The 26,985-nt window shown below is 51.0% G+C and carries 18 protein-coding genes and 1 tRNA gene; 11 read left to right on the top strand and 8 right to left on the bottom strand.

Annotated features, from left to right (window positions below):
• Nucleotides 1–8: 8 nt before the first annotated feature.
• Together QE396_RS20780 and QE396_RS20775 are read right to left on the bottom strand one after the other, a co-directional pair.
• Nucleotides 9–872: a fumarylacetoacetate hydrolase family protein gene (locus QE396_RS20780; RefSeq protein ID WP_014171588.1), complete on the bottom strand. Its 864-nt coding sequence runs from the start codon at nucleotides 870–872 to the stop codon at nucleotides 9–11.
• Nucleotides 873–889: 17 nt separating this feature from the next.
• The gene (locus QE396_RS20775; RefSeq protein ID WP_309952332.1) at nucleotides 890–2,251 is read right to left on the bottom strand and encodes a 2-hydroxycarboxylate transporter family protein; all 1,362 of its coding nucleotides are present in this window, start codon (nucleotides 2,249–2,251) and stop codon (nucleotides 890–892) included.
• Nucleotides 2,252–2,596: 345 nt separating this feature from the next.
• Between QE396_RS20775 and QE396_RS20770 the strand changes: the two genes are divergently transcribed.
• Entirely contained in the window at nucleotides 2,597–4,222 is a 1,626-nt protein-coding gene (locus QE396_RS20770) for a sensor histidine kinase (RefSeq protein ID WP_073396400.1), read from the top strand.
• Nucleotides 4,212–4,904, top strand: coding sequence for a response regulator (locus QE396_RS20765; protein ID WP_014171591.1), 693 nt, complete (start codon nucleotides 4,212–4,214; stop codon nucleotides 4,902–4,904). Before QE396_RS20770 ends, QE396_RS20765 begins: the two co-directional genes overlap by 11 nt.
• Nucleotides 4,905–4,954: 50 nt before the next feature.
• Here the strand turns inward: QE396_RS20765 and QE396_RS20760 are convergent, their stop codons facing one another.
• Complete coding sequence (locus tag QE396_RS20760; protein WP_309952329.1) at nucleotides 4,955–7,090, bottom strand: ornithine decarboxylase; 2,136 nt, start codon at nucleotides 7,088–7,090, stop codon at nucleotides 4,955–4,957.
• Between the two features lie 255 nt (nucleotides 7,091–7,345).
• On the opposite strand from QE396_RS20760, the gene QE396_RS20755 reads away from it, so the two are divergent.
• The 4 genes from QE396_RS20755 (at nucleotide 7,346) to QE396_RS20740 (ending at nucleotide 12,256) form a co-directional block, all read left to right on the top strand.
• Nucleotides 7,346–8,059: a DUF554 domain-containing protein gene (locus QE396_RS20755; protein ID WP_025203244.1), complete on the top strand. Its 714-nt coding sequence runs from the start codon at nucleotides 7,346–7,348 to the stop codon at nucleotides 8,057–8,059.
• 95 nt (nucleotides 8,060–8,154) lie between these two features.
• Nucleotides 8,155–8,230: transfer RNA gene (locus QE396_RS20750), tRNA-Phe, on the top strand.
• Nucleotides 8,231–9,004: 774 nt separating this feature from the next.
• Nucleotides 9,005–10,894, top strand: a complete 1,890-nt coding sequence (locus QE396_RS20745; RefSeq protein ID WP_020883678.1) for a DUF262 domain-containing protein — start codon at nucleotides 9,005–9,007, stop codon at nucleotides 10,892–10,894.
• A gap of 241 nt (nucleotides 10,895–11,135) precedes the next feature.
• A protein-coding gene (locus tag QE396_RS20740) for an IS3 family transposase (protein ID WP_127353198.1) occupies nucleotides 11,136–12,256 on the top strand; the annotation gives its coding sequence in 2 pieces (ribosomal slippage) (nucleotides 11,136–11,394 and nucleotides 11,394–12,256; 1,122 coding nt in all).
• Nucleotides 12,257–12,379: 123 nt separating this feature from the next.
• On the opposite strand, the gene QE396_RS20735 is transcribed toward QE396_RS20740, so the two are convergent.
• From QE396_RS20735 to QE396_RS20720, 4 genes are all read right to left on the bottom strand, one after another.
• Complete coding sequence (locus QE396_RS20735; protein ID WP_020883675.1) at nucleotides 12,380–12,769, bottom strand: hypothetical protein; 390 nt, start codon at nucleotides 12,767–12,769, stop codon at nucleotides 12,380–12,382.
• Nucleotides 12,762–13,628, bottom strand: a complete 867-nt coding sequence (locus QE396_RS20730; RefSeq protein ID WP_007945884.1) for a hypothetical protein — start codon at nucleotides 13,626–13,628, stop codon at nucleotides 12,762–12,764. Before QE396_RS20730 ends, QE396_RS20735 begins: the two co-directional genes overlap by 8 nt.
• Nucleotides 13,629–13,709: 81 nt before the next feature.
• Nucleotides 13,710–16,175 carry an SIR2 family protein gene (locus QE396_RS20725; protein WP_047366603.1) on the bottom strand — a complete coding sequence of 822 codons (2,466 nt, stop codon included), beginning with the start codon at nucleotides 16,173–16,175 and terminating at the stop codon, nucleotides 13,710–13,712.
• A gap of 257 nt (nucleotides 16,176–16,432) precedes the next feature.
• Entirely contained in the window at nucleotides 16,433–16,960 is a 528-nt protein-coding gene (locus QE396_RS20720) for a LuxR C-terminal-related transcriptional regulator (RefSeq protein ID WP_044857798.1), read from the bottom strand.
• A 671-nt stretch (nucleotides 16,961–17,631) separates the two neighbouring features.
• On the opposite strand from QE396_RS20720, the gene pgaA reads away from it, so the two are divergent.
• Genes pgaA through pgaD form a run of 4 tightly spaced genes read left to right on the top strand, consistent with a single transcriptional unit; the run spans nucleotide 17,632 to nucleotide 23,834 of the window.
• Complete coding sequence (gene pgaA, locus QE396_RS20715; protein WP_309952324.1) at nucleotides 17,632–20,070, top strand: poly-beta-1,6 N-acetyl-D-glucosamine export porin PgaA; 2,439 nt, start codon at nucleotides 17,632–17,634, stop codon at nucleotides 20,068–20,070.
• Between the two features lie 8 nt (nucleotides 20,071–20,078).
• Nucleotides 20,079–22,082, top strand: coding sequence for a poly-beta-1,6-N-acetyl-D-glucosamine N-deacetylase PgaB (gene pgaB / locus QE396_RS20710; protein WP_041162850.1), 2,004 nt, complete (start codon nucleotides 20,079–20,081; stop codon nucleotides 22,080–22,082).
• A complete protein-coding gene (gene pgaC / locus QE396_RS20705; protein WP_041162851.1) occupies nucleotides 22,075–23,406 on the top strand; it encodes a poly-beta-1,6-N-acetyl-D-glucosamine synthase in 1,332 nt (443 codons plus the stop codon). The genes pgaB and pgaC overlap by 8 nt, the downstream gene beginning before the upstream one ends.
• The gene (pgaD, locus tag QE396_RS20700; protein WP_014171599.1) at nucleotides 23,403–23,834 is read left to right on the top strand and encodes a poly-beta-1,6-N-acetyl-D-glucosamine biosynthesis protein PgaD; all 432 of its coding nucleotides are present in this window, start codon (nucleotides 23,403–23,405) and stop codon (nucleotides 23,832–23,834) included. The genes pgaC and pgaD overlap by 4 nt, the downstream gene beginning before the upstream one ends.
• 65 nt (nucleotides 23,835–23,899) lie before the next feature.
• On the opposite strand, the gene gss is transcribed toward pgaD, so the two are convergent.
• Complete coding sequence (gss, locus tag QE396_RS20695; protein WP_014171600.1) at nucleotides 23,900–25,762, bottom strand: bifunctional glutathionylspermidine amidase/synthase; 1,863 nt, start codon at nucleotides 25,760–25,762, stop codon at nucleotides 23,900–23,902.
• 213 nt (nucleotides 25,763–25,975) lie between these two features.
• Here gss and yghU point away from each other — a divergent pair, with 213 nt between their 5' ends.
• Nucleotides 25,976–26,845 (top strand): glutathione-dependent disulfide-bond oxidoreductase, encoded by an 870-nt coding sequence (gene yghU, locus QE396_RS20690; protein WP_020883668.1) that lies wholly within the window; start codon nucleotides 25,976–25,978, stop codon nucleotides 26,843–26,845.
• The last annotated feature ends 140 nt before the right edge of the window (nucleotides 26,846–26,985 follow it).

Genomic DNA, 26,985 nt, shown 5'->3' with positions numbered 1-26,985 from the left:
CGTTCTACTCAGTGTGCTGCCGCAAGCCCGGTGGCGGGCGCTTCCATGATCACATTGCTCAGATGACCGATATGCTCGATCTCAACCTCAATGCGATCGCCCTCTTTCATGAACAGCGGCGGGTTGCGCTTTTTGCCCACGCCGCCAGGGGAGCCGGTGATGATCACATCGCCCGGGCTGAGGCGGGTAAAGGTGCTGATGTATTCGATAAGCTCCGCGACCTTGTGGATCATGCTGCTGGTGTTGTCTTCCTGCACCATACGGCCGTTAAGCCAGGTGCGGATCGCCAGCTGGTGCGGGTCCGGGATCTCATCAGCCGTCGCCATCCACGGGCCAAACGCTCCGGTCTGACGCCAGTTCTTGCCTGCCGTAAACCAGGTGTGCTGCCAGTCGCGGGCGGAGCCGTCCATATAGCAGCTGTAACCCGCCACATGGCGCAGCGCCTCATCACGGCTGATGTTCTCTCCGGCTTTGCCGATAATGACCGCCAGCTCTCCTTCGTAGTCGAATTCACTGGAATGGCGCGGCTTCAGCACCGGTTCGTTATGGCCGGTCTGTGAATCCGGGAAGCGGACAAACAGCGTCGGCGCCGGGTTGTGCTGGTCAAACTCTTTGCGTTTGTCGGCGTAGTTCATGCCCACGCAGAGGATTTTTTCCGGCTGCTCAATCACCGGTAAGAAGGTGATGGCATTCAGAGGGACATCCACGGCGTCGTTGAGATAACGGGTGGCCTCGGCCAGCCCGTTGCCCTGCAGCAGCGCTTTGAGGTCGCTGTAGCGGTCGCCGAGACGGCGACCTAAATCAATCACACCTTCGGCCTGAACGATGCCGTAGCTGCGTGTTCCCTGGTATAAAAAGCTTGCGAGTTTCATTGTTCTTTCCTGAAAACTTAAACGAGGAAGTTGCCCAGTATCAGCAGAGAGATGGAGACGTTAATCGCGCCGCCAATACGGGTAGCAATCTGGGCGAAGGGCATCAGGCTCATACGGTTGCCTGCAGTCAGAATCGCCACGTCACCGGTACCGCCCTGGCCGCTCTGGCAGCAGGAGACGATGGCGACATCAATCGGGTGCATGCCAATCTTTTTGCCCACGAAGAAACCGGTCGCCACCAGCGCGGAGACGGTGCTGACAATCACCAGCAGGTTGGTCAGCGTGAATGCGGCGACCAGCTCATGCCAGGGGGTAATGGCCACGCCCACGGCGAAGAGAATGGGGTAGGTTACTGACGTCTGGAAGAATTTATACACCACCTGAGAGCCTTCCAGCAGACGCGGAGAAGCACCATTGCAAAGCTTGACCAGCACCGCCATAAACAGCATGCCAACCGGCGCAGGCAGGCCAATCAGCTTGTGGCCGAGCATCCCCAGCATGTAGAGCAGAACGGCCAGCAGTGCGCCAGAAGCGATCGTGGTGACGTCTGCTTTACCGGAGAACGCAGGCTGTGCGGTGGTTTCATCGGTATTCGCACGGTTAGGCATCAGCTGGCCTTCGCCGGTCAGGTGCGGGTAACGTTTACCGAGCTGATTGAGGCAGCCGGAGATGATGATTGCCGTCAGGCCGCCGAGCATAACCATAGGCAGAACGCGACCGAGCGCCACGCCCTGGTCCATATGCAGCAGGGTGGCATAGCCGATGGAGAGCGGGATCGCCCCTTCCCCAACACCGCCCGCCATGATCGGCAGAATGATAAAGAAGAAGATCTGGAATGGCTCAAGGCCCAGCGCTATCCCTACGCCCATGCCAACAATCATGCCGACAATTTCGCCGCACAGCATCGGGAAGAAGATGCGCAGGAAGCCCTGAATCAGCACGGTGCGGTTCATGCTCATGATGCTGCCGACAATGATGCAGCAGATGTAGAGATACAGAATGTTGGTGGATTTGTAGAACTTCGTGGTGGACTCCACCACCACATCCGGCAGCAGACCGTAATAGACCAGTGCCGAAGGAATAAAGGTGGCGCAAATCGCCGCCGCGCCGAGTTTACCGACAATCGGCAGGCGCTTGCCAAACTCACCGCAGGCAAAGCCGAAGAACGCGAGCGTGGCGACCATCACCACGATATCGCTGGGCAGTATGCCGCCGAGGCAATCAATGGCAATCAGCGCGCCGGCCAGGACAAACAGTGGCAGAGGGATAATTCCGATTTTCCACGTATCCATAATATGCCACCAGCGCTCTTTGAGTGATGGTCGCTGAATATCAATCGGGTCGTGGGTAACAGAGAAAGAATCGTCAGTTGTGCTCATAATAAGCCCCTTAGTTATTTTGTGCGTTCAGCTTAGAGTCACAAAGGCTTACTTTATGTGAGGGATGGCATATTAAAAGCGAAGTTTTTATGGCAGCTATGGTTTTAATGGTTTCTTTTATTTAATGTGATTTACGCCTTATTTATTGCCGTGGTTTTTATGGTTTCTTTTCTAAAACGAACAATCAAATAACATTTCTCCAGACGGCTTCAGGCGCATAGGCTATTCGGAAAATTCTTTTACAGGGCCTGCTGTGCAAGGGATCACAAGTTTTCGGCAAACCGGGTATCCGCGCGAAAAAAGATGATATATTGGCAATCTTTGCTGCTACCTCGCGTGATAGTTATGAAAGTATCGTTTCAGATTAAGCTGTTTATTTCGCTGGTCGCCTTTTTCTCAGTACTTTTTGCGTTACTGGGCGGATATTATTACGTCGATGTCGGCAAGCAGCTTTATCAGGAAATGAGCGCACGTGCCAAAATACAGGCGGAAGAGATCGCACTTATTCCCTCATTACGTGATGAGGTTGAACAAAAAGATATCAAAGCCATCCATGATTTTATGCAGAAAATTGCCGCTCACAGTGACGCCAGCTTTATTGTGATTGGAGATAATAAAGGTCTGCATCTTTTTCATTCGGTCTTTGCCGACAGAGTGGGCAAGACGCTTATCGGTGGAGACAATGAGGAGGTCCTGCTGGGAAAAAGCACCACCACCATCCGCAAAGGGGGGTTGGGTATTTCGCTGCGCAGCAAAGCGCCCATCTTCAACGATGCGGGGCAAGTGGTGGGGATTGTCTCGGTGGGTTATCTCACCAGCTACCTTGATACCATTACCGTCAGCAAAGTGGTCAATATCCTGCTGGCCGCCGTGCTGCTGTTGATTGCGCTCTTTATCTTCTCCTGGTTCTTTACCCGCAGTATTAAGAAGCAGATCTTCTCCCTGGAGCCACGAGAAATCGGCCTGCTGGTGCGCCAGCAAAAGGCGATGATGGAGTCTATCTATGAAGGGGTGATCGCCATCGATGATGAGCTGCGCATTGAGGTGATCAACCAGGCGGCGCGCAAGTTGCTTGGCCTGAGCCAGCCAGCCCGTGAATTGCGCGGGCAGCTGATTAGCCAGGTTATCGACCCTGTCCCGTTCTTCTCGACGCAGACGATGCTGGCGAAAGATACCCATGATGAAATTTGCCGTTTTAACACCCTCACGGTGATTGCCAGCCGGGTGCGCATCATGCTTGAGGATTCGCTGCAGGGCTGGGTGATCACCTTCCGCGATCGGAATGAAATTGACTCGCTTAGCGCCCAGCTCAGCCAGGTTAAACGCTATGTCGATAACCTGCGCATCATGCGTCATGAGCAGTTGAACCGCATGACCACTCTGTCCGGCCTGCTGCACATGGGCCGCTATGAAGAGGCGATTGGCTATATTCAGGCGCAGTCGGAACACGCTCAGGAGCTGCTGGACTTTATCTCTTCCCGCTTCAGCTCCCCGACCCTGTGTGGCCTGCTGCTGGGTAAAGCCGCCCGCGCGCGGGAGAAAGGAGTCGAGCTCAGTTTTGACCCGGCCTGCCGGCTGGACAGGCCGTTCCCGTCGCTGGCTGAAGAAGAGCTGATCTCAATCATCGGCAACCTGCTGGATAACGCCATCGAAGCAACGCAGCGCTCACCGCTTCCCCATGCACCGGTCGAAGTGCTGATCAAACTGAGCGAGCAGGAGCTGATTATCGAAGTGGCCGACCAGGGCGTTGGCATCAAACCGGAGATCCGTGACAGGATATTTGAACGCGGCATCACCACCAAAACACGCGGCGATCACGGGATTGGCCTGTATCTGATCGAAAGCTTTGTTACGCAGGCTGGCGGCGCGATAGAAATTGCCGATAACACCCCGCGCGGCGCCATTTTCTCACTGTTTATTCCCGCCCGGCGTCCCGCCCAGCAACTGGAAGATACCGACTATGCAACATGAACTTATCGACGTATTGATTGTTGAAGACGAGAACGAACTGGCGCAACTGCACGCGGAACTTATCGGTAAACATCCGCGCCTGAGGCTGGTAGGGATCGCCTCGTCTCTCGCTGCCGCCCAGGTCCAGCTTGAAAGCAAACAGCCGCAGCTTATGCTGCTGGATAACTATCTGCCGGACGGTAAAGGGATCACACTGATCAATGACCCCATGCTCACCCGCGCCAACTGTTCGGTGATTTTCATTACTGCTGCCAGCGACATGGACACCTGCAGCCAGGCCATCCGGAATGGCGCCTTTGATTACATCCTGAAGCCGGTCTCCTGGAAACGCCTCAGCCAGTCGCTTGAACGCTTTGTGCAGTTTGCCGAACAACAGCGGGTCTGGAAGATTGTCGACCAGCAGAACGTCGACTCGCTCTACCAGCTGCAGGCGAAAAACTACCGTCTGGATAACGGCAGCAAAGGCATTGAGGAGAATACGCTGGCACGGGTGCAGGCGTTGTTTAACGACAAGGCGACACACTGTTTTTCCGTCGACGAGGTCGTGCAGGAGACAGGATTAAGTAAAACCACCACCCGACGCTATCTGGAGCACTGCGTGGAGGCGGGGTTTCTGAGCGTAGAGATGTTGTACGGGAAGATTGGGCATCCACGCAGGATGTATAAAAGAAGTGCGGTGTGAGCCCTGACCCTCTCTTTTGGGGAGAGGGCCGGGATTACGGATGACGGCGACTATGACAAAACATACCCGTACAGTCGTTTAATCCCGTCGGGATCCTTTTCGCTGTAAACGCCCTGCAGTTCCGGCGAGAAGCCAGGCAGCAGGTTGATTCCCTCCTCCAGCGCCAGGAAGTAACGCTGTACCGCCCCACCCCAGATTTCACCCGGTACCACGCACAGTACGCCAGGGGGATACGGCAGCGCGCCCTCGGCGGCAATGCGTCCGCCGGCATCACGGATGCGCACCAGCTCCACCTTCCCGCGAATATACGCCTGATTCGCATCCTGCGGATTCATCGCCCGTTCTGGCAGACTCTCTTTACGGAACATTGCCTTCTGCAGATCTTTAACGTCAAAGCTCACGTAGAGATCGTGCATCTCCTGGCAGAGCTGGCGAAGGGTGTAATCGCGATACCGTACCGGGTATTTCTGGTAGATGGTCGGCAGGACGTCAGCAAGCGGCGTATCGTCTTCAATATGCTGTTCAAACTGACCCAGCATCGCCACCAGCTGCGCCAGCTTCTCACTGCTTTCGGCAGGCGTCAGCAGGAAGAGGATCGAGTTGAGATCGCATTTCTCCGGCACAATGCCGTTTTCACGCAGGTAGTGCGCAAGAATGGTCGCCGGAATGCCGAACTCGGTATATTCCCCGGTTTCCGCATCAATACCCGGCGTGGTCAGCAGCAGCTTGCACGGATCGACGAAATACTGCTCGCTGGCATAGCCTTCAAACCCGTGCCATTTAGCCCCCGGCTCAAAGCTGAAGAAGCGGCGCTCGCTGGCGATGGCGTGAGTGGGATGATCCTGCCACGGACGCCCGGCCACCATCGGCGGAATAAACGGTTTGATCATATGGCAGTTGGCAATGATCGCCTTGCGGGCCTCAATACCCAGCTCAACACACTCCGCCCAAAGCCGGCGCCCGCTCTCCCCTTCATGGATTTTCGCGTTCACATCGAGAGCTGCGAACAGCGGATAGAACGGACTGGTCGAGGCATGGAGCATGAACGCATTGTTGAGGCGCTTGTGCGGACAGAAACGCGCCTGGCCGCGAATGTGATTATCCTTTTTATGGATCTGCGAAGTCTGCGAGAACCCGGCCTGCTGTTTATGCACCGACTGCGTCACGAAAATGCCCGGATCGTTCTCGTTCAGATCCAGTAACAGCGGAGAGGTTTCCGCCATCATCGGAATAAACTGCTCGTAGCCCACCCAGGCCGAATCAAACAGGATGTAGTCACAAAGATGGCCGATCTTCTCGATCACCTGACGGGCGTTGTAGATCGTGCCATCGTAGGTGCCAAGCTGAATGATCGCCAGACGAAACGGGCGTTTCTCCATGGCCTTTTCCGGCGCAACTTCACGGATCTGATTTCGCAGGTACGCGTCGTCAAAACACTGCGCGTCAATCCCGCCAATAAAACCAAACGGGTTACGCGCTGCTTCGAGATAAACCGGCGTAGCACCCGCCTGGATCAGCGCACCGTGGTGGTTGGACTTATGGTTGTTGCGATCGAACAGCACCAGGTCGCCGCGGGTCAGCAGCGCATTGGTGACCACCTTATTTGCAGCGGAAGTGCCGTTCAGCACAAAGTAGGTTTTATCAGCATTAAAGACTTTTGCTGCGAACTTCTGGGCATGCTTGGCGGAGCCTTCGTGGATCAGCAGATCGCCCAGTTTCACATCGGCATTGCACATATCGGCGCGAAATACGTTCTCACCGAAGAATTCATAGAACTGCCGTCCCGCAGGGTGTTTTTTAAAAAATGCACCGTGCTGGTGTCCCGGACAGGCAAAAGTACTGTTGCCCATCGCCACGTACTGGCTCAGGGTGTCAAAAAATGGCGGCAACAGATTCTCTTCATACCGGCTGGCCGCCGTCTCCAGTTCCAGAAACTCCTGAGCTTTACCTGATATCACTGCCGTTGCGCCATCAGGAACGTCAGACGGCTCTTGCGAGTAAATAAACACCGGAAGCTGAAAGCCCGTGCGTTTAAGCAATGCCAGAATGCCGCTGCAACTTTCCGTGGGGGTAATGACGACTGCCGCCACATCCGTAAAATCAGTGTTATCCAGCGTCACCTTTTCGCGGTGCGTAGACACAGTAGAGACCAGCTCGCGGCTGACGGCGATTTTCATGGTTTTCATAAGTGCAGTTACCCTCACCGAACGGTGAGACAGGAGTAGATAATATCGATACGGGTGAGCGTTCGCGCAGCGACAGACAACATCATCATTGGCGGCTCCGTACACAGGAAGGAGAAATTTCGCGCAATCATGTCACCTTTTATTTTGAGGTGCAAGAAGCAATCAGTATGTGTTAACCCGCCTAAACCTAAGCTTAACAGGCCCCTGGCGTGTCATAATCCTGCAATACCCATGATTAACTAACAGGAGTTCACGGTGGTTATCGGACCCTTTATCAATGCCGGTGCCGTATTGCTGGGCGGCGTACTTGGCGCCGTATTAAGTCAGCGGTTGCCGGAGCGTATTCGCTCTTCCATGCCCTCAATATTCGGCCTGGCCTCGTTAGGTATCGGCATTTTGCTGGTGATTAAGTGCGCCAACCTGCCGGTGATGGTGCTTGCTACCCTGCTCGGCGCGCTCATTGGCGAGTTCTGCTATCTGGAAAAGGGTATTAACAATGCGGTCAGCAAAGCCAAAAACCTGATTGCCCACCCGGGCAAGGCGAAAAACGGCACTCACGAGTCGTTTATTCAGAACTACGTCGCGATAATTATTCTTTTTTGCGCCAGCGGCACAGGCATTTTCGGTTCAATGCAGGAAGGCATGACTGGCGACCCCAGCATATTGATTGCGAAGGCGTTTCTTGATTTCTTCACGGCCACCATTTTCGCCACGACCCTCGGCATCGCCGTCGCCGCGATTTGCGTGCCCATGCTGCTTATCCAGCTGGCCCTCGCTACCTGCGCCACACTGATCCTTCCTCTCACCACGCCGGCGATGATGGCCGACTTCACCGCCGTCGGTGGCCTGCTGCTGCTGGCGACAGGGCTGCGGATATGCGGAATAAAGATGTTTGCGGTGGTGAATATGCTGCCCGCGTTGTTGATTGCAATGCCGCTATCCGCGCTCTGGACGCACTTTTTTGCTTAAGTTTACGGCGAACTGGTGAGAGAGTGTGCAGTCCGTTACGAAAACAACAAATTTCGTTGACGGCAGAGGGCATATCAGGTTTAATGCGCCCCGTTGCCCGGATAGCTCAGTCGGTAGAGCAGGGGATTGAAAATCCCCGTGTCCTTGGTTCGATTCCGAGTCCGGGCACCACTATTTAAAGAACCCGCTCACAAGGCGGGTTTTTGCTTTTCAGGGTTCCGGTAGATTTCTGGGTGTTCTAGTCACAGATGCCCGCTGCTTTACCCCTTGTGCCCCACTCGAGCATTTCCCTTTAGCGACTCCCTGCCCTTCCGGTCACAGTGTCGTTGTCTGTTCGACTTCAAACGGTCAATAAACACTATTTCCAACTTGTATGCCTATCTGGTGGATTCATCACAGCAAGACAGAATCCGGTCTTTGTCCGGTCAGGAGAAGGTAAGCAGCATCACTTCACTTTTGATGTGTGCAAAACTCTACTGCGCCGGTAGGCTTGCTCAACCCCTCACAACCCTGGGAAGGATTCCCGACCTTGTTCACGGTCCTCAATACAATCGGTTACCAGCCCTCCTTCAACCAACTTTCTCCCGTCTCCAGTAAGTGATGCTGTGAACTCGCAGCCATAAGAGGGCATTTTACACCACTATTTAGATAGACAATTTTACTAGGCCACTAGACTGCCCCCCCGAAAGAACCAGTATCTTTTTATATCCTTGATATACCTCAACAGGAACCACACGACCTGTACAGTACTGGCAGTACTATTCGTTTGTATTATCCAAATGAAGTTAATAAAATCAGTTGATTATAGGTAAAATCGAATATGTGTAATTTAATCCATTGAACCAGTGGACTCACAAACTATGACCGAAGGATGGCGGTTAGCTGAAACCGTTTCTGACGCTCCTGAATCTCTCACTGTTGTTTTATGCCGCATAAAGGTAACCCATGAAATCCGAGACGCTAACTGTCCAGCAAATATTCCAGGATCGCCGACAATATTGCGTTCCTTTCTATCAGCGAGCCTATGTATGGACTCAACGAAATCAGTGGTCTGCTTTGCTGGAGGATATCACCGAAAAAGCTCAGATCCGCCTCTCGGGTACAAAACCGACTCCCCATTTTCTTGGCGCGGTAGTGCTGGAGCCACAACTCAAGAACGGCTTGATGGGCGTGGACACTCTGCACATTATCGATGGTCAGCAACGACTGACTACGCTCCAATATATTCTGGCATCCATCCGACTGGCCTTGCGTGCAACTGGCCTTTCCGATTTAGAGATGCTAGTGCTGCCTTGCTTGCAAAACACAAACGAAGCAACAATGCGAAATAAAGAGGTCGAACGCTTCAAGCTGTGGCCAACATTTCGCGATCAAGCTCACTTTATTAAAAGTCTTAACGTTGATAATTTCGATGACCTCCGTAAGGTTTTCTCTGATAGCTTTACATTGCATGGCACACTGCGTAAGCATTTCAGCCATCCTCCGTCACTGGAGGCGCTGTGGTTCTTTAGTGGCAACTTTATCAAGTGGATTAGCTCGGAGGGTCACTCCTTACAACAAAATGCAGAGGCGTTGATTGAAGCTGTCATGGCAGACCTGAAACTGGTCAGCATATCTCTTGAGGCAGAAGACGACGCTCAAATCATTTTTGAAACGTTAAATGGCCGGGGCGCTGAACTTCATGCGACGGACCTCATTCGCAACTATATTTTTATGCGCGCTGAACATGATGGCATCAATGCCGCTACGTTGTATGAAAATAACTGGAAACCCTTTGAAGACTCGTACTGGACTGAAAAACAACGCCGTGGTCGTATAAACAAACCTCGCCTAGAGTGGCTAATTCACGCAACACTGCAAGCAGAAAAGCAACGTGAAGTAGACCTTTCTCGCCTTTACAATGAATATCGGGACTATGTAACTAAGGGCTCGCCTTCACACCGAGCCGATCAGCAGGTTGAACTCCTCAATAGATATGCTCTTCAATACAAAGAACTGATCGGTGGTTTGGGCACAACTCCTATCGCGTGCCTTGGTCGACGTATCTCAGCCTATGACGTGACCACGATTTATCCTCTTGCATTGCTCATTTCAGTTGCTGACATTTCTGATGCTGAAAAGACAACCATGTACAACGATCTTGTCTCGTATGTGGTACGAAGAGCGGTGTGTGGCCTGACGCCCAAGAACTATAACAACGTCTTTATGAATGTCGTGCGTCACTTAGCTAAAACCGGCATTTCCAGTATTGAGTTACGCAGCACCCTTAATAGCTTGAATGGTGAGGCCTCCCGTTGGCCGACTGACTCAGAATTCCTCAATGCTTGCACCTCTGCACGACTTTACCCTGGCAGGCTTGATGCGCAGAAGATGCGCTCAATGCTAACCGAGCTTGAGGGGGAACTTCGTCGCTCGGTGAAAACTGAGGAGCCAGTTGTTCCAAACCTTTCCAGTCTCGATATTGATCACCTCATGCCTCAAAACTGGTACTCCCATTGGCCTCTCGAAAATGGGTATACCGTGACAAATTTAGACGCTACGTCAGTGAATCAGATAGTTCTGGCCGGCGCTGAGCTTACACACGAGCAGCAACTTGTCTGGAAACGGCAACAAGCTATCGCAACGCTGGGAAATCTAACCTTGCTCAACCTCAGCGTGAATCGTTCGGCCCAACACTCTGCGTTCCTTAAGAAACGGGATGGTCTTATTACCCATACCAGCCTGCGCTTGAACGTGCCACTGATCGCTATGGATAAATGGGATGAGGAGCAAATTCTCGCCCGAAGCGAGTTGCTGGGGAATGCTGCACTGAGAATGTGGGCGAAAGGCGATTAATAAACTGATTCTGGCGGCATTATATAAGGTACAACATTATTAGCATTTTGATGTATCGACAATATAGCTAGTCCACTGCGATTAGAACCATAATGACATTGAATTGAGAAATACAAAAATGACTTTATTAGAGAAATTATTATCAAAAGGATATTTTCCTAAAGAGGCTCTGATCTGCTCCCCGTTGATTAATACACCGTGATGTTAGTAATGTCTTCATCAGCAACGTGAGGGCATCCCTATGAAGAAGCGTTTTTCCGACGAACAGATCATCAGTATTCTCCGTGAGGCTGAAGCCGGGGTTTCTGCCCGGGAACTCTGCCGTAAGCACGCTATTTCAGACGCTACTTTCTACACCTGGCGCAAGAAGTTTGGTGGCATGGAAGTTCCTGAGGTAAAGCGACTTAAGTCGCTTGAAGAGGAGAACGCCCGACTCAAGAAGTTACTTGCCGAAGCTATGCTAGATAAGGAGGCGCTTCAGGTGGCTCTTGGGCGAAAGTACTGACGACAGGCCAGAAGCGGGAAGCCGTGGTGGTGATGTGTGATGCGACCGGTCTGTCGCAACGTCGTGCCTGCAGGCTTACAGGTTTGTCTCTGTCGACTTGCCGTTATGATGCTCAGCCTCCATCTTCTGATGCGCATTTATCAGGGCGTATCACTGAGCTGGCGTTTGAACGCCGACGTTTTGGTTATCGGCGCATCTGGCAGCTACTGCGTCGGGAGGGTCTTAACGTCAATCATAAGCGGGTACACCGCATTTACCATCTTAATGGACTGAACGTAAAACGCAGACGACGCCGTAAAGGGCTGGCGACCGAACGGTTTCCGCTTCTGCGCCCAGATGCACCGAACCTGACCTGGTCGATGGATTTTGTGATGGACGCATTGACCAACGGTCGCAGGTTCAAGTGCCTGACCTGCGTGGATGATTTCACGAAGGAGTGCCTGACGATTACCGCCGCATTCGGGATTTCAGGCGTGCAGGTCACGCGTATTCTGGACAGTATCGCGCTGTTTCGTGGTTATCCGGCTACGATAAGAACCGATCAGGGACCAGAGTTCACCTGTCGCGCACTGGATCAATGGGCCTATGAGCATGGCGTGGAATTGCGTCTTATCCAGACAGGCAAGCCGACTCAGAACGGATTTATTGAGAGTTTTAACGGACGATTCAGAGATGAGTGCCTGAACGAGCACTGGTTCAGCGATATTGTTCATGCCAGGAAAACGATTAATGACTGGCGACAGGATTATAACGAATGCCGTCCACATTCTTCGCTGAACTACCAGACTCCGGCTGTATTTGCAGCGGACTGGAGAAACGGGAAATATGAAGAAAAAACAACCGACATTACTAGCTGAAGGTTGTATCTAATCTTGGGGGCAGGTCACAATATGTCGGGAGCTCTCTAAAAGTGAATGGTTCGCTTTACCGCGATGCTTATATTTTTCGGGAGGGGGAATAATAACCTGACAATTACATACTCACTTGTCTATAATTTTATTCACTAACGTTCCAATTGGAATGTAAAAGAAAACGCCTAAAACAAAAATTATCAACTGGGTGGTATAAACAAAGTCAGGGACTTTAACTATTAACTGGAATCCTGCATAAAGAACAATACTTAATATAGACACAATAAATACTATCACCTGAAAGAGTTGAAAGTTACCATCTTTTTTCTTTCGTTCATGTACACTCAATGTCTTCCCCAATAACTGCCCATACATAATTGAAATAGCCAGAGAATAATCAGATAACCTGAACATTGCATAAATATCACTTTGCATAAATTTAATTAAAAACAACACGAAAAACGGGAGTAATATAAATAGAGCATCAGTAATAGCGGAAGAGTATTTTGGATTATTCATCTTTCAAATCCAAAAGTGCCTGTTCTATTTTATCCTGAGATATTACATCCAGAACATTAATGATTTCATCTTTATAACTTACAACGCCATCAGTACCACTCACATAGCGCCTCGTGATTATTTTAACAAGAAGTGCATCACCAGGCCAAAACTGAACCTCATGATTTCTCCAACGATTTATCCATATCTCATCTAAAATTTTAGCACTGATTTTTTTTGATTTCCTTTTAGTACTTAGAAAATCCCATTGGGCGTTACCGACATAATCAGGTCGTTTAATAGTGAGTAAATCCCGAGACGGAAAAGGTATTATCTTATCCTCAAAAAGCTCATCTGGGGCGCGAGGGAAATTGAAACTTGAGCTAATTTTATGAAACTTATCATTTATACCAAACTCGGTCGTTTCATTTGGTGACAATTTTTGCATCCCTTCAAAAACTAACTTAAGGTTTTTTGCCACTTCATAAAGATTCGCATCACATTCACAAATACGGCTGTCATTAGCTGGTAATTGAGCATTGACATTATCGACAAATGATTTTACATCGCCTTCACAATCTATTTTTCCTACATCAACAATAGCTTTTTCTAGTCCCCTATAAATACCATCCCAAACTGAAAAGATATTTAAATGCTTAGTTTTATCCTTTAATATATGGCCAACGTCTGCAATTAAAGAACCATCTCTAGTTTTCCTTAATCCATATTGAATGTTAAGATTGTGATCGACCCCCTTGACAAAAGCAGTGTAAAGTCCATTAAATCCTTTTACATAAAGCCCCATTGCCTCAAAAACCCTTTCAGGTCTCTCCATCAATTCTTCGTCGAAATTAATCCTGATAGAGTATTGCAAATCCATGTAACTATCCTTTTATTAAAATGATGTCATCCAAGAGTGCTAATGATTGAGGACTACATTGTTCAATCTGCAAGATAACCTTCATTTCACTCGCATTGTTTTGACCTCATCTAGAATTTTCTCAAGCATTCTTTTTACTCTTTCATGGACTTTGGAAGGCTGAGTGGATCTCTCTTGATCACGAATCACATTATTTATATCTTGCAATATTGCACGACAGGCTTGTTCAAAATAAGCTTTGCTACTACCTGAAAAATTGGGATAGTTTTGCTCAAACACATTTCGATATAATTCAACTTGGCGATATGTGTGTGAATCATTTGGCAACTTTCTTATTAGTTGATTTGCATCGACGAAGTACTTTTGAGTCTGAGCATTATCCTGCGACTCTAATGAACGAAGTAAATAAAGGCGCGCTTGCTGCGTATCAATTTGAATCGTGTGATACCCGTCTCTCCGTGATGCAAGGGCATATGCTTGTTTAAAGAAATCTTGAGCTTTTTCATACTCTTTGTACGTAATTTGACTCATTCCGTATTGAAGCCAAAAATGTGGGTCATGTTGAAGCCATGAAACTTTCAATTTAACTTGTTCATAATAACGAACAAGATTGTTTTTCTTTTGTTTCTCAGGTAGTAAACGCTCTACTACAGAGAATCGAAGCAAACTTTTTTGTATATCTTTCCTTTCTTGTACTTCAGCACGAGTATCGCCTAACATCTCCACAATTTTTAAAAGTTGATCAACTATATAAGCTGAAGTGAACTGATGGGTGATCATTGCAAGTGCGAAAAGGCTAGATTTCGTAGTAATAAGAGAGCCATGTATATGGAATAACTGGCTAAAATTTTCATCACTCCGTAATTCAGAACTATAGATCTCTGCATTCATTGCCACGTCAGAAATTAGGCTTGATGTCAATGGGAAGTCAATTATTGAGAGGAGTGCAATCGCAAAGATTGTATCCTTTTTGTCCTTATTTTTAATCAAATCAGTCAGTAATACTTGAACGCGATTAACCATTTGAGGAGATTCAAGTAGCCCTAACAAATTTAAAGATAAATGCCTTCTATAATCTTGAATTACTAGATTACGCTTAGCAGCCATGGATATTGCGGCCTTATCCCCCCAATAACCCGCATTGCTAACTATATTTATAAATTCTCTGACATCCTCTTCCTCCAGATCATCTATTGCAACTTCACTGAGGTTTAGTCCCTGCTGAAGAAGAGTTTTTCTGCATCGTTCATGATTATTAGTACGGGCACCCAAAATGAGTTGAATGTTCGGTGGACTTTGTTCGGCAAAATGCTGCACAAGTTCCATATTCTGCTCGTACGAGTCAACAACAAGGAATGCTTTAACACCACTTTTTATTAATTTATCAAGATCATCATGTTGATGGATATCTTTGTGATCTGCCGTGTAAACATCAAAAGACTGCCCTGTCAATAATGATCGTAACTGTCGAATGAAAACAGATTTGCCATTTCCAAAATCACCTATAACAGCAATGTTTGCACCAGAATATAATAATTCTTTTGCATATTTCAACATTACTCTATTGATCAATATTGGGGACCCATTTTGTTCTGAGTGAGATGCGTCGATAATAGAATCCGCTATATCCCCCCTCATTAAAAAACTATCAACATCTGAATCCCTAATAGCTTTATCATATGGAGTACTCTCGTAGCGCCATAAGCTTGTTAGAAAGAACTCTGTTTTTCCAATAGGATTATTTTTTATATAAGAAGATAACGCTAGCCCAAACCCTTTTGTTTCTATGGGAAGAACTTTACCATATTTAGACAAAGTATATGTCGAGCGAGAGTTCGTAGACTTCCTAGTTATAAAGTAGGTTTTTTCAGCATAATGCGCATTCAGATGCAAAATTTTTTGAATCTCGATATCATACATTGAATAACCAACAAAAACTATTGCACTTGAGAATTCAAGATCCCTTTGGAATGGAAAATGCCATAAAGATGTCAGGAAGGATTCAGGTGAAAGGTATGATGCAGTAGATAGTTTAAAATCATTATTTAGGGTTTCTGTGCTCAAATTTTTAAGGGAGCCATTCAGATGAACACAAATATCACTCATACCAGTGAAAGATGCAGGAGAATCAGAAACATCAACAGTCGTAATTATTTTTCCCACATCGGAGGCAGCACGTTCAATGCAAAGATCATAATTTGTCGTATAAATGCATCGCCACGGTACATTAGCAATGTCTCTATGATGCTGTCCGACAGTTTTGACTGTAAATTTTTGGCGAAGAAGATCAACCATGGAACGAGGATCATTTTCATCTATATAGCGATCTGCTGCATAGCGCAAATCGCTCTCGCCATCAAAATGGCCTAATTCACCTATAGCATTTGCAAGAGGGCCAGCTAAGGGCATTTCCTCATCGGTCACACCTCTTGCATCAGCAGAAAAACCTGATCCAAGAAAGAGTACTGCATTCCCCCCAACAATGCGTCTCAGCAGCTCGTTAAGTTCATAATGATCATCATCTTTTGAAGGAATGCTTAGGTTCATGGGACATCCTTGAATTTGAATTAATAAGAGGCCTACTTTTTCTTTTAAATCAGTGTTACTGATAAACTTAGTACAGAGTAAGAGAAAGCTCTTTTTCTGTGAAGCCTTTTTTGGACAGTTGGATGCTCGTTCGCGGTAGTTACAGCTGACACGAGTTTTGAAAATCCCCGTGTCCTTGGTTCGATTCCGAGTCCGGGGCACCACTCTTCAGAAAACCCGCCCTCGTGGCGGGTTTTTGCTTTTGGGGTAAAGCAAAGCTAGGGATCGTTCCCATCCGAATCCAGCAGTTTATTTTTAAAGATAAACAAACAAGCCTCGTTGAAGTTCTCTGCCCCCAGCCGTTCTGAGAGCGCGGTCCGTTTACGGTAGAGGCTTTTAATCGACGTATTCAGTTCCTGTGCCACCTCTTCCATCGCCATGCCAGCCCTGAGCAACCGCAGCATAATGGCTTCATGCGTGCTCAGCCGTAAGTTCAGCAGCCACTTTGTTGTCAGACGTTTGCCCTTCATGTTGAGCACCAGGTTGAATAACGACGCCATATCGGGTGCCGTGAGCGACGTGTTCATGAACAACTTCATGCTGAGCAGATTCTCCTCGCGATGCCGCATATCGAGCATAACGCAGCAGATTGTTTTTTTCGTTCTGGCCGGATGGCGTATCAGGTAATCATATAAACGCAGCGGTGCACGGCTATCAATCAATACAGAATATTCATCTGCGCCGTTATCAAATATCTTTCTGTCAATGGAGTCCAGCAGGATTATATCCGGAAAAAATATCCTCATCCCCCTGACAAGGTAGCGATCCTGTGTCACTAACACTATTGAAGTTGCCACTAACCATCCCTTTTAGATTAAAGCAAGAACGACCCTTCGGAAAGAAGTCCGCCTTCGTTTTATAGCGCTTTTATATTAACGATAAATGTATTCTGGCTTTGATTGACCCTCAATTCGCACATTCATTGATACGTCTTCCCATAGACTATCATTCAATGGCTGCCATTAATTATAAGTAAAAAACAATCTCAGAAAAGTCACTTTTATGGATATTAAGAATTTTTGTCATGAAACTTCCCAAACATGCACCGGAAAGTACTTTAATTCACACCAATAAGGCACATTAAAAATATAAACAAATTTGTCACAATATAAATAAAAACCAACAAAATCATAAACTTACAAATATAAACTCATTTCAAAATAATCGCTTAGGACAGCTCATTACAGAATTATCTCAAAACAACCACCCTGCTTTTCAACATATTTATCTGCCAACATATCGGGTGTACATTACCAGCCACTTAGCCCTGACCATAAGGACCCATAATTACCTTTAAGTAAGTACCCCATAACGTAACTGCATTCAGATTAAACGTTCTCATTTATGGCCTTTAACCCCGTGCTTAAAGGCGGCCGTGTTATGCAATGGATTTATGATAAACAAATGGCAAATAGATATGGAAAGATCACTTCGCTTCAATACGTTATTCTTTTACCGCACTCCCGCTTTATTGTTTCTGTTATTACTTTTCCCCTTTCTGGTTCAGGCAGCAGAATCAGTATATGAACAACAGATTCAGCAGGCGCGTAACGGTAATTACGCACCTTTTCTGCAATATCTTCAGCGTTATCAGCAGCAACATGCCCTGACGCCTGAGCAGGTTGCGGACTGGTTGCAGGTGGCGTCCTGGGCGGGTCGTGATGACGACGTTATTCAGGTCTGGCTGCGTTATAAGGTCTATATGCCTCTTCCTGCCCGTGGCGTGGCTGCTGCTGCTCAGGCAAGGCGAAACCAAAAGGCGTGGCAACCTGCGTTAATGCTCTGGAAGGAGGCGTGTAACCTTGCACCGGATAACGACGATTATCGCATCGGCTACATCAAAACCCTCGCCGACGCCCACATGGATACACTGGCTCTGCAGGAAGCCCGGCAACGGGTGGCGGAAAAGCCCTCTCTGGCTCACCTCCAGACGCTCTCTTATGTCTATTCACGTCAGGGGAAAAACCAGGAGCGGCTTTTGGCAGACATCCGTGCGTTGAATAGTGCGCCAGCGGATGACGCCCTTCGTACTGAGTTGATTGATGCGTTAACAGACAACCGGGCCGACACGCCTGCCCTGCGGCTTTCACAAACGGTGACGCTGCTCCCCGCGCAACGCCGCCGTCTGGCACTCAACGCCGCTGCTGAAATGGTACGCCTTGCCGATGTGCCTGCCCGTACTGAAACAGAGCGTTTGCAGCTCGCGCAAGCGGCGCTGAACCGCTATGACGAGCTGCTGTCCCGCTGGCAAAACGAACCTCAGGCAGCGGAGGACGTTATCCGGGCCCGTGTCGATCGGCTTGGCGCGCTTTACGCCCACGGTGATTATCCACAGGTCATCAGGGAATATCAGGCGTTAACGTCGGCTCAGCATCCCGTGCCGACCTGGGCAATTGGCTGGGTTATCTCCGCGTATCTGGAGGAGAAAAATGCCGATGCCGCCCTCTCGCTTCTCAAACGTTATCCAGACTATGCGCCGGATCCGCAGGACGACGATCATGCGCTTTTCTACGCCTGGCTGGATACCGGGCAGTATCAGGCCGCTCGCCAGTATGTTGAGAAGATAACCCGTAACACGCCCTGGACCCGCTACGATTTCGGTTCGCCAACCCCGCAACCCAACGATCAATGGCTCATCGGGCAATCGCTCACCTTTAACTATTTGCTGATGACCAATGCCCTTCCGCAAGCCGAAAAGCTGGCGCAACGTCTGGCTGCGTCAGCGCCGGGAAATCAGGGATTACAGATTGACTACGCCACCTTACTTCAGGCGCGGGGTCTGCCGCGGGCGGCGGAGCAAAAGCTCAAAATGGCCGAGACGCTGGAGCCATCCAATATCGAGCTGGAACGGCAGCAGGCCTACGTCGCAATGGATCTGCAGGAGTGGCGACAGATGGACTTACTGGCCGATGACGTTATCGCCCGCGCGCCTGTCGACGGGAGCGCCCGACGTCTGGACAGGCTCAGAAACGTCCATCATCTGTCCGAACTGCGTCTGAACGCGGGCAAAGGACTGCACTCTGATAACCCCGTCAGCGGCACACACGATCTGAGCTGGGATGCCACGATCTACGGTCCGCCCGTCGCGGATAACTGGCGGCTGTTTGGTGGAACCCGATTTGCGCAGGGCAATTTCGACGAAGGCAAAGGCAGCAGCAGCCACCTGTTTGCCGGCATCGAATGGCGGCCTCGCGACCTTCTGGTCGAAGCAGAACTCTCCGGTAACCATTATCACGGTGCAAACAAGCCCGGTGCTCGCCTCTCGGCGGCGTACAGCCTGAACGATAGCTGGCAGGTGGGTGGAAACCTCGAACGTCTTTCACGCACGACGCCTTTACGGGCACTGCGTAATGGCGTCAGCGCAAACCGGGGAGAAGGCTGGGTCCGCTGGTATCAAAACGAACGCCGTGAGTACCAGTTTAACGCCTCTGCCAGCCACTTTTCCGACCATAACCGCCGCCAGGAGTTCGCCCTTACGGGTAAAGAGCGGCTGTGGCAGACACCCACCCTGACGCTGGATCTCGAACCGGGTATATCAGCGAGTACCAACACCCTGCGGGACACGCTCTATTACAACCCGGAGCGGGATCTCTCCGTAACGGCGGCCCTGTCCGTCAATCACCAGATGTACCGCCATTACGACACGCTCTGGAGCCAGCAGGTCGTTCTCGGAGGCGGGGAATACTGGCAGAAAAATCAGCCCGCTGGTGCCATCGCCCTGCTGGGTTACGGGCAGCGCATTCAATGGAACAACGTCATTGATAGCGGCGTGATGCTGAACTGGGACAAGCGCCCTTTCGACGGTAAACGAGAAAGCAATCTCTCCGTCACGTTTGATGCGAATTTACGCTTTTAAGGATGAATATGCTGAACAAACGTTTTTCTGTGAGCCTGATAATTATCGGCTGGTTATGCCTCAGCGCGAGCGTCTGCGCTCAGGCCCTCTCGTTTATGTCCCCCCAGGAACGACCACAGCCTGAGGCGAGTAAACCCTGGCCAAAAAACCATTTTCTGGTTCTGGCCTACCATGACGTTGAAGATGATGCAGCCGATCAGCGCTACCTGTCCGTTCGTACCAGCGCCCTAAACGAGCAGATCGGCTGGCTTGTGCATCACGGTTATCACGCCATTAGCGTGCAGGATATTCTGGATGCGCATGAGGGCAAAAAAACGCTGCCGCCCAGAGCCTATTTACTCAGTTTTGATGATGGCTACAGCAGTTTCTACACCCGCGTCTGGCCACTCCTTCAGGCCTGGAACGTCCCTGCGCTGTGGGCACCGGTGGGCAGTTGGGTAGATACGCCAGCGAATCAGCAGGTCAATTTCGGCGGACTGATGACACCCCGCGAGCGCTTTGCAACCTGGGATATGGTGCGGGAGCTAAGCCAGTCTCCGCTGGTTGAGATTGGCTCGCATACCTGGGCTTCGCATTACGGCATACCGGCTAACCCACAGGGAAGCCGTGAACCCGCCATCGCCAACCGCTTTTACGATAAAGCGACGGGGCGTTATGAAACCGATCGGCAGTTCAACCAGCGGATCGCTGATGACGTGCGCAAAGTTACCGACAAAATTACCCGGGTGACGGGAAAAGCGCCCCGCGCCTGGGTCTGGCCCTATGGCGCCGCGAACGGCACATCGCTCGCCATCGCCAGAAAGCAGGGTTATCAGTTGGCTTTTACCCTTGAGGATGGGCTGGCGGATGTGCGCGATCTCGGCAATATTCCGCGTCTTTTGATTTCCGGAAATCCCTCGCTCAAATCCTTTGCCAGCACGGTCAGCCAGATTCAGGAGGCCGATCCCGTGCGCGTCATGCATGTCGATCTCGATTATGTTTACGATCCCGATCCGGCCCAGCAAACCAACAACATCAACAAACTTGTCCAGCGGGTTTACGACATGAAAATCAGTCATGTTTTCCTGCAGGCGTTTTCCGATCCGCTGGGCGATGGCACGATCAAAGCGCTCTACTTCCCTAACAGCCGGCTTCCGGTGCGCGCCGATCTGTTTAATTTTGTCGCCTGGCAGCTGCAAACCCGTGCAGGCGTAAAAGTCTATGCGTGGATGCCGGTGCTCTCTTTCGATCTCTCCCCCGCACTCCCGCGGGTACAGCGCTGGGATCGTCAAACGGGCCAATTGCACGAGGCTACCGACCCCTACATCCGCCTCTCCCCGTGGAACCCCGAGGTTCGTCAGCAGGTCACGGAAATCTATGAAGATCTTGCCCGCTACGCCAGCTTCAATGGGATCTTATTTCACGACGATGCGGTACTGACAGACTTTGAAGATGCCGGCCCGGATGCCCTGCGCGCCTGGAATAACCGCAGCATCGCCGCAATGCAACACGATCCGGCCGCCCTTCATGCCTGGAGTCGCTTTAAAAGTCAGACGCTCATCGGCTTTACCCGCAGCCTTAGCCAGGCGGTAAAAAACATACGCGGCCCGCAGATTAAAACTGCGCGGAATATGTTCGCCCTGCCCATCCTGCAGCCCGAGAGCGAAGCGTGGTTTGCACAAAATCTGGATGATTTTCTGATGACCTACGACTGGACGGTTCCGATGGCTATGCCGCTGATGGAATCCGTTCCGGCAGAGGAAAGCGATGCCTGGCTCACGCGGTTGATCGCCGCCGTTGCCGCACGGCCCAGTGCGCTCAATAAAACCATTTTCGAGCTACAGGCCCGGGACTGGGAGCAGAAACCTCAACGTGCCGTGCCCGACACGCGTCTGGCGCAGTGGATGCGCATACTCCAGCTGAACGGCATCAAAAATTATGGTTACTACCCCGACGATTTCATCAACAACCAACCTGATATTTCACGCATCAGGCCTGAATTCTCTTCGTACTGGTACCCTGACAATGACTGATCGCATTATCGCATTCTCTATTTTATGCCTGGTATTCGGGTTGCCTCTGGGCGTGGCTGCCCTTTTTACCGGAGAACTGATTCTGGATTTTGTCTTCTTCTGGCCACTGTTCATGTCCGTGCTCTGGATAACCGGGGGGCTCTATTTCTGGTTTCAGCTTGAACGGCACTGGTCATGGGATAAGCAGACGCCTGCTCCCACGTTAGCCGGCGATCCGTTAATTTCAATCCTGATCCCGTGTTTCAACGAGGAAAGAAATGCCCGGGAGACCATTAGCGCCGCGCTGGATCAGCGCTACCCCCATATCGAAGTTATCGCGATCAACGATGGTTCTTCTGACAACACCGCAGAGGTGCTGCAGCAGCTGGCGCAGGAACAGCCGCGCCTGCGCGTCATTCACCTCGCAGAAAACCAGGGGAAGGCGGTGGCGCTTAAGGCCGGTGCGGCGGCGGCGCGCGGCGATCTGCTGGTCTGTATTGATGGCGACGCCCTGCTCGATCGTGATACCGCAGCCTATCTGGTAGAGCCGCTGATTAAGTATCCCCACGTCGGGGCCGTCACCGGGAATCCGCGTATTCGCACACGATCAACGCTGATTGGCCGTATTCAGGTAGGCGAGTTCTCATCGATTATTGGTCTCATCAAACGGACGCAGCGGATCTACGGCAGGGTCTTTACCGTCTCCGGGGTTATTGCGGCCTTTCGCCGACAGGCGCTGGCAGATGTGGGGTACTGGAGCCCGGATATGATCACCGAAGATATCGACATCAGCTGGAAGCTTCAGCTTCGACACTGGGATATCTTTTTTGAGCCGCGGGCACTGTGCTGGATCCTGATGCCAGAGACGTTAAAAGGTCTGTGGAAACAGCGTTTACGCTGGGCGCAGGGCGGTGCAGAGGTCTTTCTGGTTAACCTTCGCAAGATCGTGCGCTGGGAACATCATCGCATGTGGCCGCTGTTTTTAGAGTACGCGTTGTCAACGCTGTGGGCATTCGCCTATGCGGTAACCGTGTTGCTGTTCATTGTCAGCCATATCATTACGTTACCCACAAACCTGACCGTCGAGAGTCTGTTTCCTCCTGAATTTACCGGGTTGCTTCTGGGGGTCATGTGTCTGATGCAATTCCTCGTCAGTTTGTATATCGAGCGGCGCTATGAAAGAAACGTGGCGAGTTCACTTTTCTGGGTGATCTGGTTCCCGATGGTGTACTGGATGATTGGTCTGTTCACCACCCTCGTCGCCTTTCCAAAAGTCATGCTTAAACGTCAGCGTGCACGTGCGCGCTGGATCAGTCCGGACCGGGGAAAAGGAAGCATTCAATGAACGAAAATACGCTAATTCTGACTGAACATCGGCTATTGCCCCGTCTTTTTGATGCGGTGCTGACGCTGCTGGCATGGGGAGGTTTTCTGTTTTTCCTCTATGCCAATCTGTGGATGCAGGTAACCGAGGAGAGCAACTACCGCTGGGGCATTATTATTGCCTCGTTTAATACGGTGCTGATCTATTTGCTGATCGCCGCGCTAAACGGCTGGTTGCTCATTCTGTGGTATCAGTACAATCGCCGTCGCGCTCAGGTAAGGCGGCGGCGTCCCGATGCCTGGCGTCACGATGAGCTGGCGAGAAGCTTTAACGTCCCCCCGCAAATCATTTCAGAGATGAGTCAGTACAATTTGCTGACGGTCTATCATGACCAGATCGGCCGCATCATTGACCTGAAGATAAGTCAGCAGCACGACGAGCATCCCTGAGCCGCCAGAAAACGAAAAACACCCGCAAGGAACACTTGCGGGTGTGTGTTGACAGCCGGAACAGCTTACTTGTCTTTCACCACAATCAACGGTTCGATGTCGCTCTCTTTCTTCACCACCAGCGAATCATCCCCGCGCAGACAGGTGCCGCCGTAGTTACCGCCCACGGTAAACGTACAGACCTGGATATGCTTGCCATCCACCTTCGGCAGGCACCACAGCTGCTGGTAGATATTTTTGCGATCGACAAACTTGCCGCTCGACTTGTCCAGCACTTCATCCCCGGCGCTAATCAGATCGATATTGCTGCCGCAGCGTCCGGCAATCGGTTTGATGGCGTAACCGGTCTGTTTCAGCAGGTCGTTAACCTCGAAATCGGTATCGAGCAGATAACGGTGATTCGGGAACAGCTGCCAGAGCACCGGGAGGATCGCCTTGTTGCCGGGAATAACCGTCCACAGCGGTTCGAACACCAGCACTTCCGGACGCAGCAGGACGTCAATCAGCCGTACGTCACCTGCCGGATGCCCGGTGCGGATCGGCACGGCGGCGTATTCGGTTTCGCTCACCTCGCGGATCTGCTCTATCGCCGTCTCCCACGCCCAGGTTTTCCACACGCAGTTAACGTGACGGCCTTCATCGTCAATCAGTTGCCCGGCTGCATCCCAGCTGAGAGCGTTAAGTCCATGCAGAATTTTGGTTTCAAACCCGGCCTGCAGCAGAGAGCGCTGAATAAAGAGCGCGTGATAATCCTCTTCGACGTCATTGTCCTGCATGATGTGCACGAACGGACGCGCATGGCTGTGCTTCCACGCGCCGGTAAGTTCTTCCAGCAAACCTTCCGCCGGATTGTGGCCGTTACCGCGGTAACCGTTCTTCACCCACTCTTCGAGGATTAATCCCCCTTCCGTGTGGCAGGAGGCGGAATCGGCGTTGTACTCGTAAACCTTGATGCCACGCTCATCCATACAGAAATCCATACGACCGGTGATCATATGGTGACGACGCCACTGCCATGAGAGGCGCAGACGCGGCCAGAGGATTTTAGGGATGTCAAAAAGCGCCAGTAAGTTATCGTCTTTCAGCACTTTGTCGGTCGCGTGCAGGTACATCAGGTGCAGTTCATTGGTCGCTTTGATCAGCTCCTGCTCGGCACTTTCGGTGATGGTAAAATACTGGCAGGGATCTTTATTGATAAAGTGGCCGTTTGCGCGGACATACGCCTGCTGCAGGGCGTCGTTTTCGTTGAGCCATTTCCCGTCAAACTGACGTTTATTCTTCAGCCGCGCACCGCTGATTTTGAGCAGTTCACCGTCGAGTTCCGGCTGCGGGATGCTGTGCTCCGTGTCGTCCGTCTGGATCATCCAGCCGAGAATTTCGGTATCGTTAAAGGTGTCATGGAGCGTGTAAGTACCGTTCTCAACGGTCATTCGCAGCTCGCGCGTCCACTGCTGTCCGAGCGGGAGCGGGGAGTGAATAACGTTCTGCTCGGCAATGCGCACCTTATCGTCTAACAGTTGCGTGATCACGGCAACGTGGCCGGTCTCATGAAACTCCCCGCCCTTTTGCCAGATAAGCAACGCCCCGGCCTGCGGCGCACGTTTCGACCCATTGGCAAAGGCCTGAAGCGGCAGGATGTTATCGTTCACGACCTGGCGCAAAAAGCGCAGAGAGAAGATCTCCCACGCCATACCGACGTCGGTGAAAACACATCCATAATTGAGGAACAGAAAACGGCGGGCGAACTCAACACACTGCCACTTGTGGCCCATGTATTCATTGCCAATATAGCTGCGAAAATCCGCGTCTTCCGGATAACGACGCGGATCGAGACTGCCGTAGTTTGAAGAGTAAATCGCCACGCCACCCGGCGCATAACCTAATAACGTCCCGAATGGCGCGTCACTGCTTAACTTTCCTTTACGCATGTATCCAACCTAAGACGGGCAGGCGGCAATGTTGAAAGGGTTGTCGTCGTCTGCACGTTGTAATTAACCTGACAGAGGTGGGATTTATCATACACCCGTTCCGCTGTCTGTGTAGCGTGGCGCGAAGGGGAAATGTATTGCGCTCAGTTCGCTAAACCCTCCCATGAACTCCTGCTACACTCCCTCAACACATCACAAAAAAGGCAGGCCAACATGTCAGACGAAAATACCTATCAGCCACCCAAAGTGTGGGAATGGAAAAAGAACGGTGGCGGCGCGTTCGCCAATATTAACCGTCCGATCTCCGGTGCGACGCATGAGAAAGAGTTACCCGTGGGTTCGCATCCGCTGCAGCTCTATTCTCTGGGCACACCAAACGGGCAGAAAGTGACCATCATGCTGGAAGAGCTTCTGGCGCTTGGCGTGACGGGTGCCGAGTACGATGCATGGTTGATTCGCATTGGTGAAGGCGACCAGTTCTCCAGCGGCTTTGTTGAAGTGAACCCGAACTCGAAAATACCGGCGCTGCGTGACCACTCCACGACACCGCCCACGCGCGTATTTGAATCCGGCAGCATCCTGCTCTATCTGGCAGAGAAGTTCGGCCATTTCCTGCCAAAAGATCCGGCGGGACGTACGGAAACCCTGAACTGGCTGTTCTGGCTGCAGGGCGCGGCCCCGTTCCTCGGCGGCGGTTTCGGCCACTTCTATAACTACGCACCGGTGAAGATTGAGTACGCGATTGACCGCTTCACGATGGAAGCCAAACGCCTGTTCGACGTGCTGGATAAACAGCTGGCGCGTAGCCGCTACGTGGCCGGTGAAGAGTACACCATCGCCGATATGGCGGTCTGGCCGTGGTTCGGCTGCGTGGCACTGGGTAGCGTGTATAACGCCGCAGAGTTCCTCGACGCTGAGAAGTACACCAACGTTCAGCGCTGGGCGAAAGATGTGGCACACCGCCCTGCCGTGAAGCGCGGGCGTATCGTTAACCGCACCAGCGGCGAGCTCAACGAGCAGCTCCACGAACGCCACGCGGCGAGCGACTTCGAGACCAATACGGAAGACAAGCGTCAGGCGTAATTCTCTGCCGGGCGGACCACCGCCCGGCAACAGGGATCCCTGCCAGGGGCATGATTTGCTTAAGGGTTGAGCCGATATTACTGGCACTATGCGGACGTTTTTCTCAGGTCAGATGACGAGAAAAGCGGACTCAACCGACA

The sequence above is a fragment of the Enterobacter sp. SORGH_AS_0287 genome (genome assembly GCF_031453695.1).
GTDB classification, from domain to species: Bacteria; Pseudomonadota; Gammaproteobacteria; order Enterobacterales; family Enterobacteriaceae; genus Enterobacter; species Enterobacter ludwigii.
Note: the sequence above shows the minus strand (reverse complement) of the source record. Positions and strands in the feature narration are given on the sequence as shown.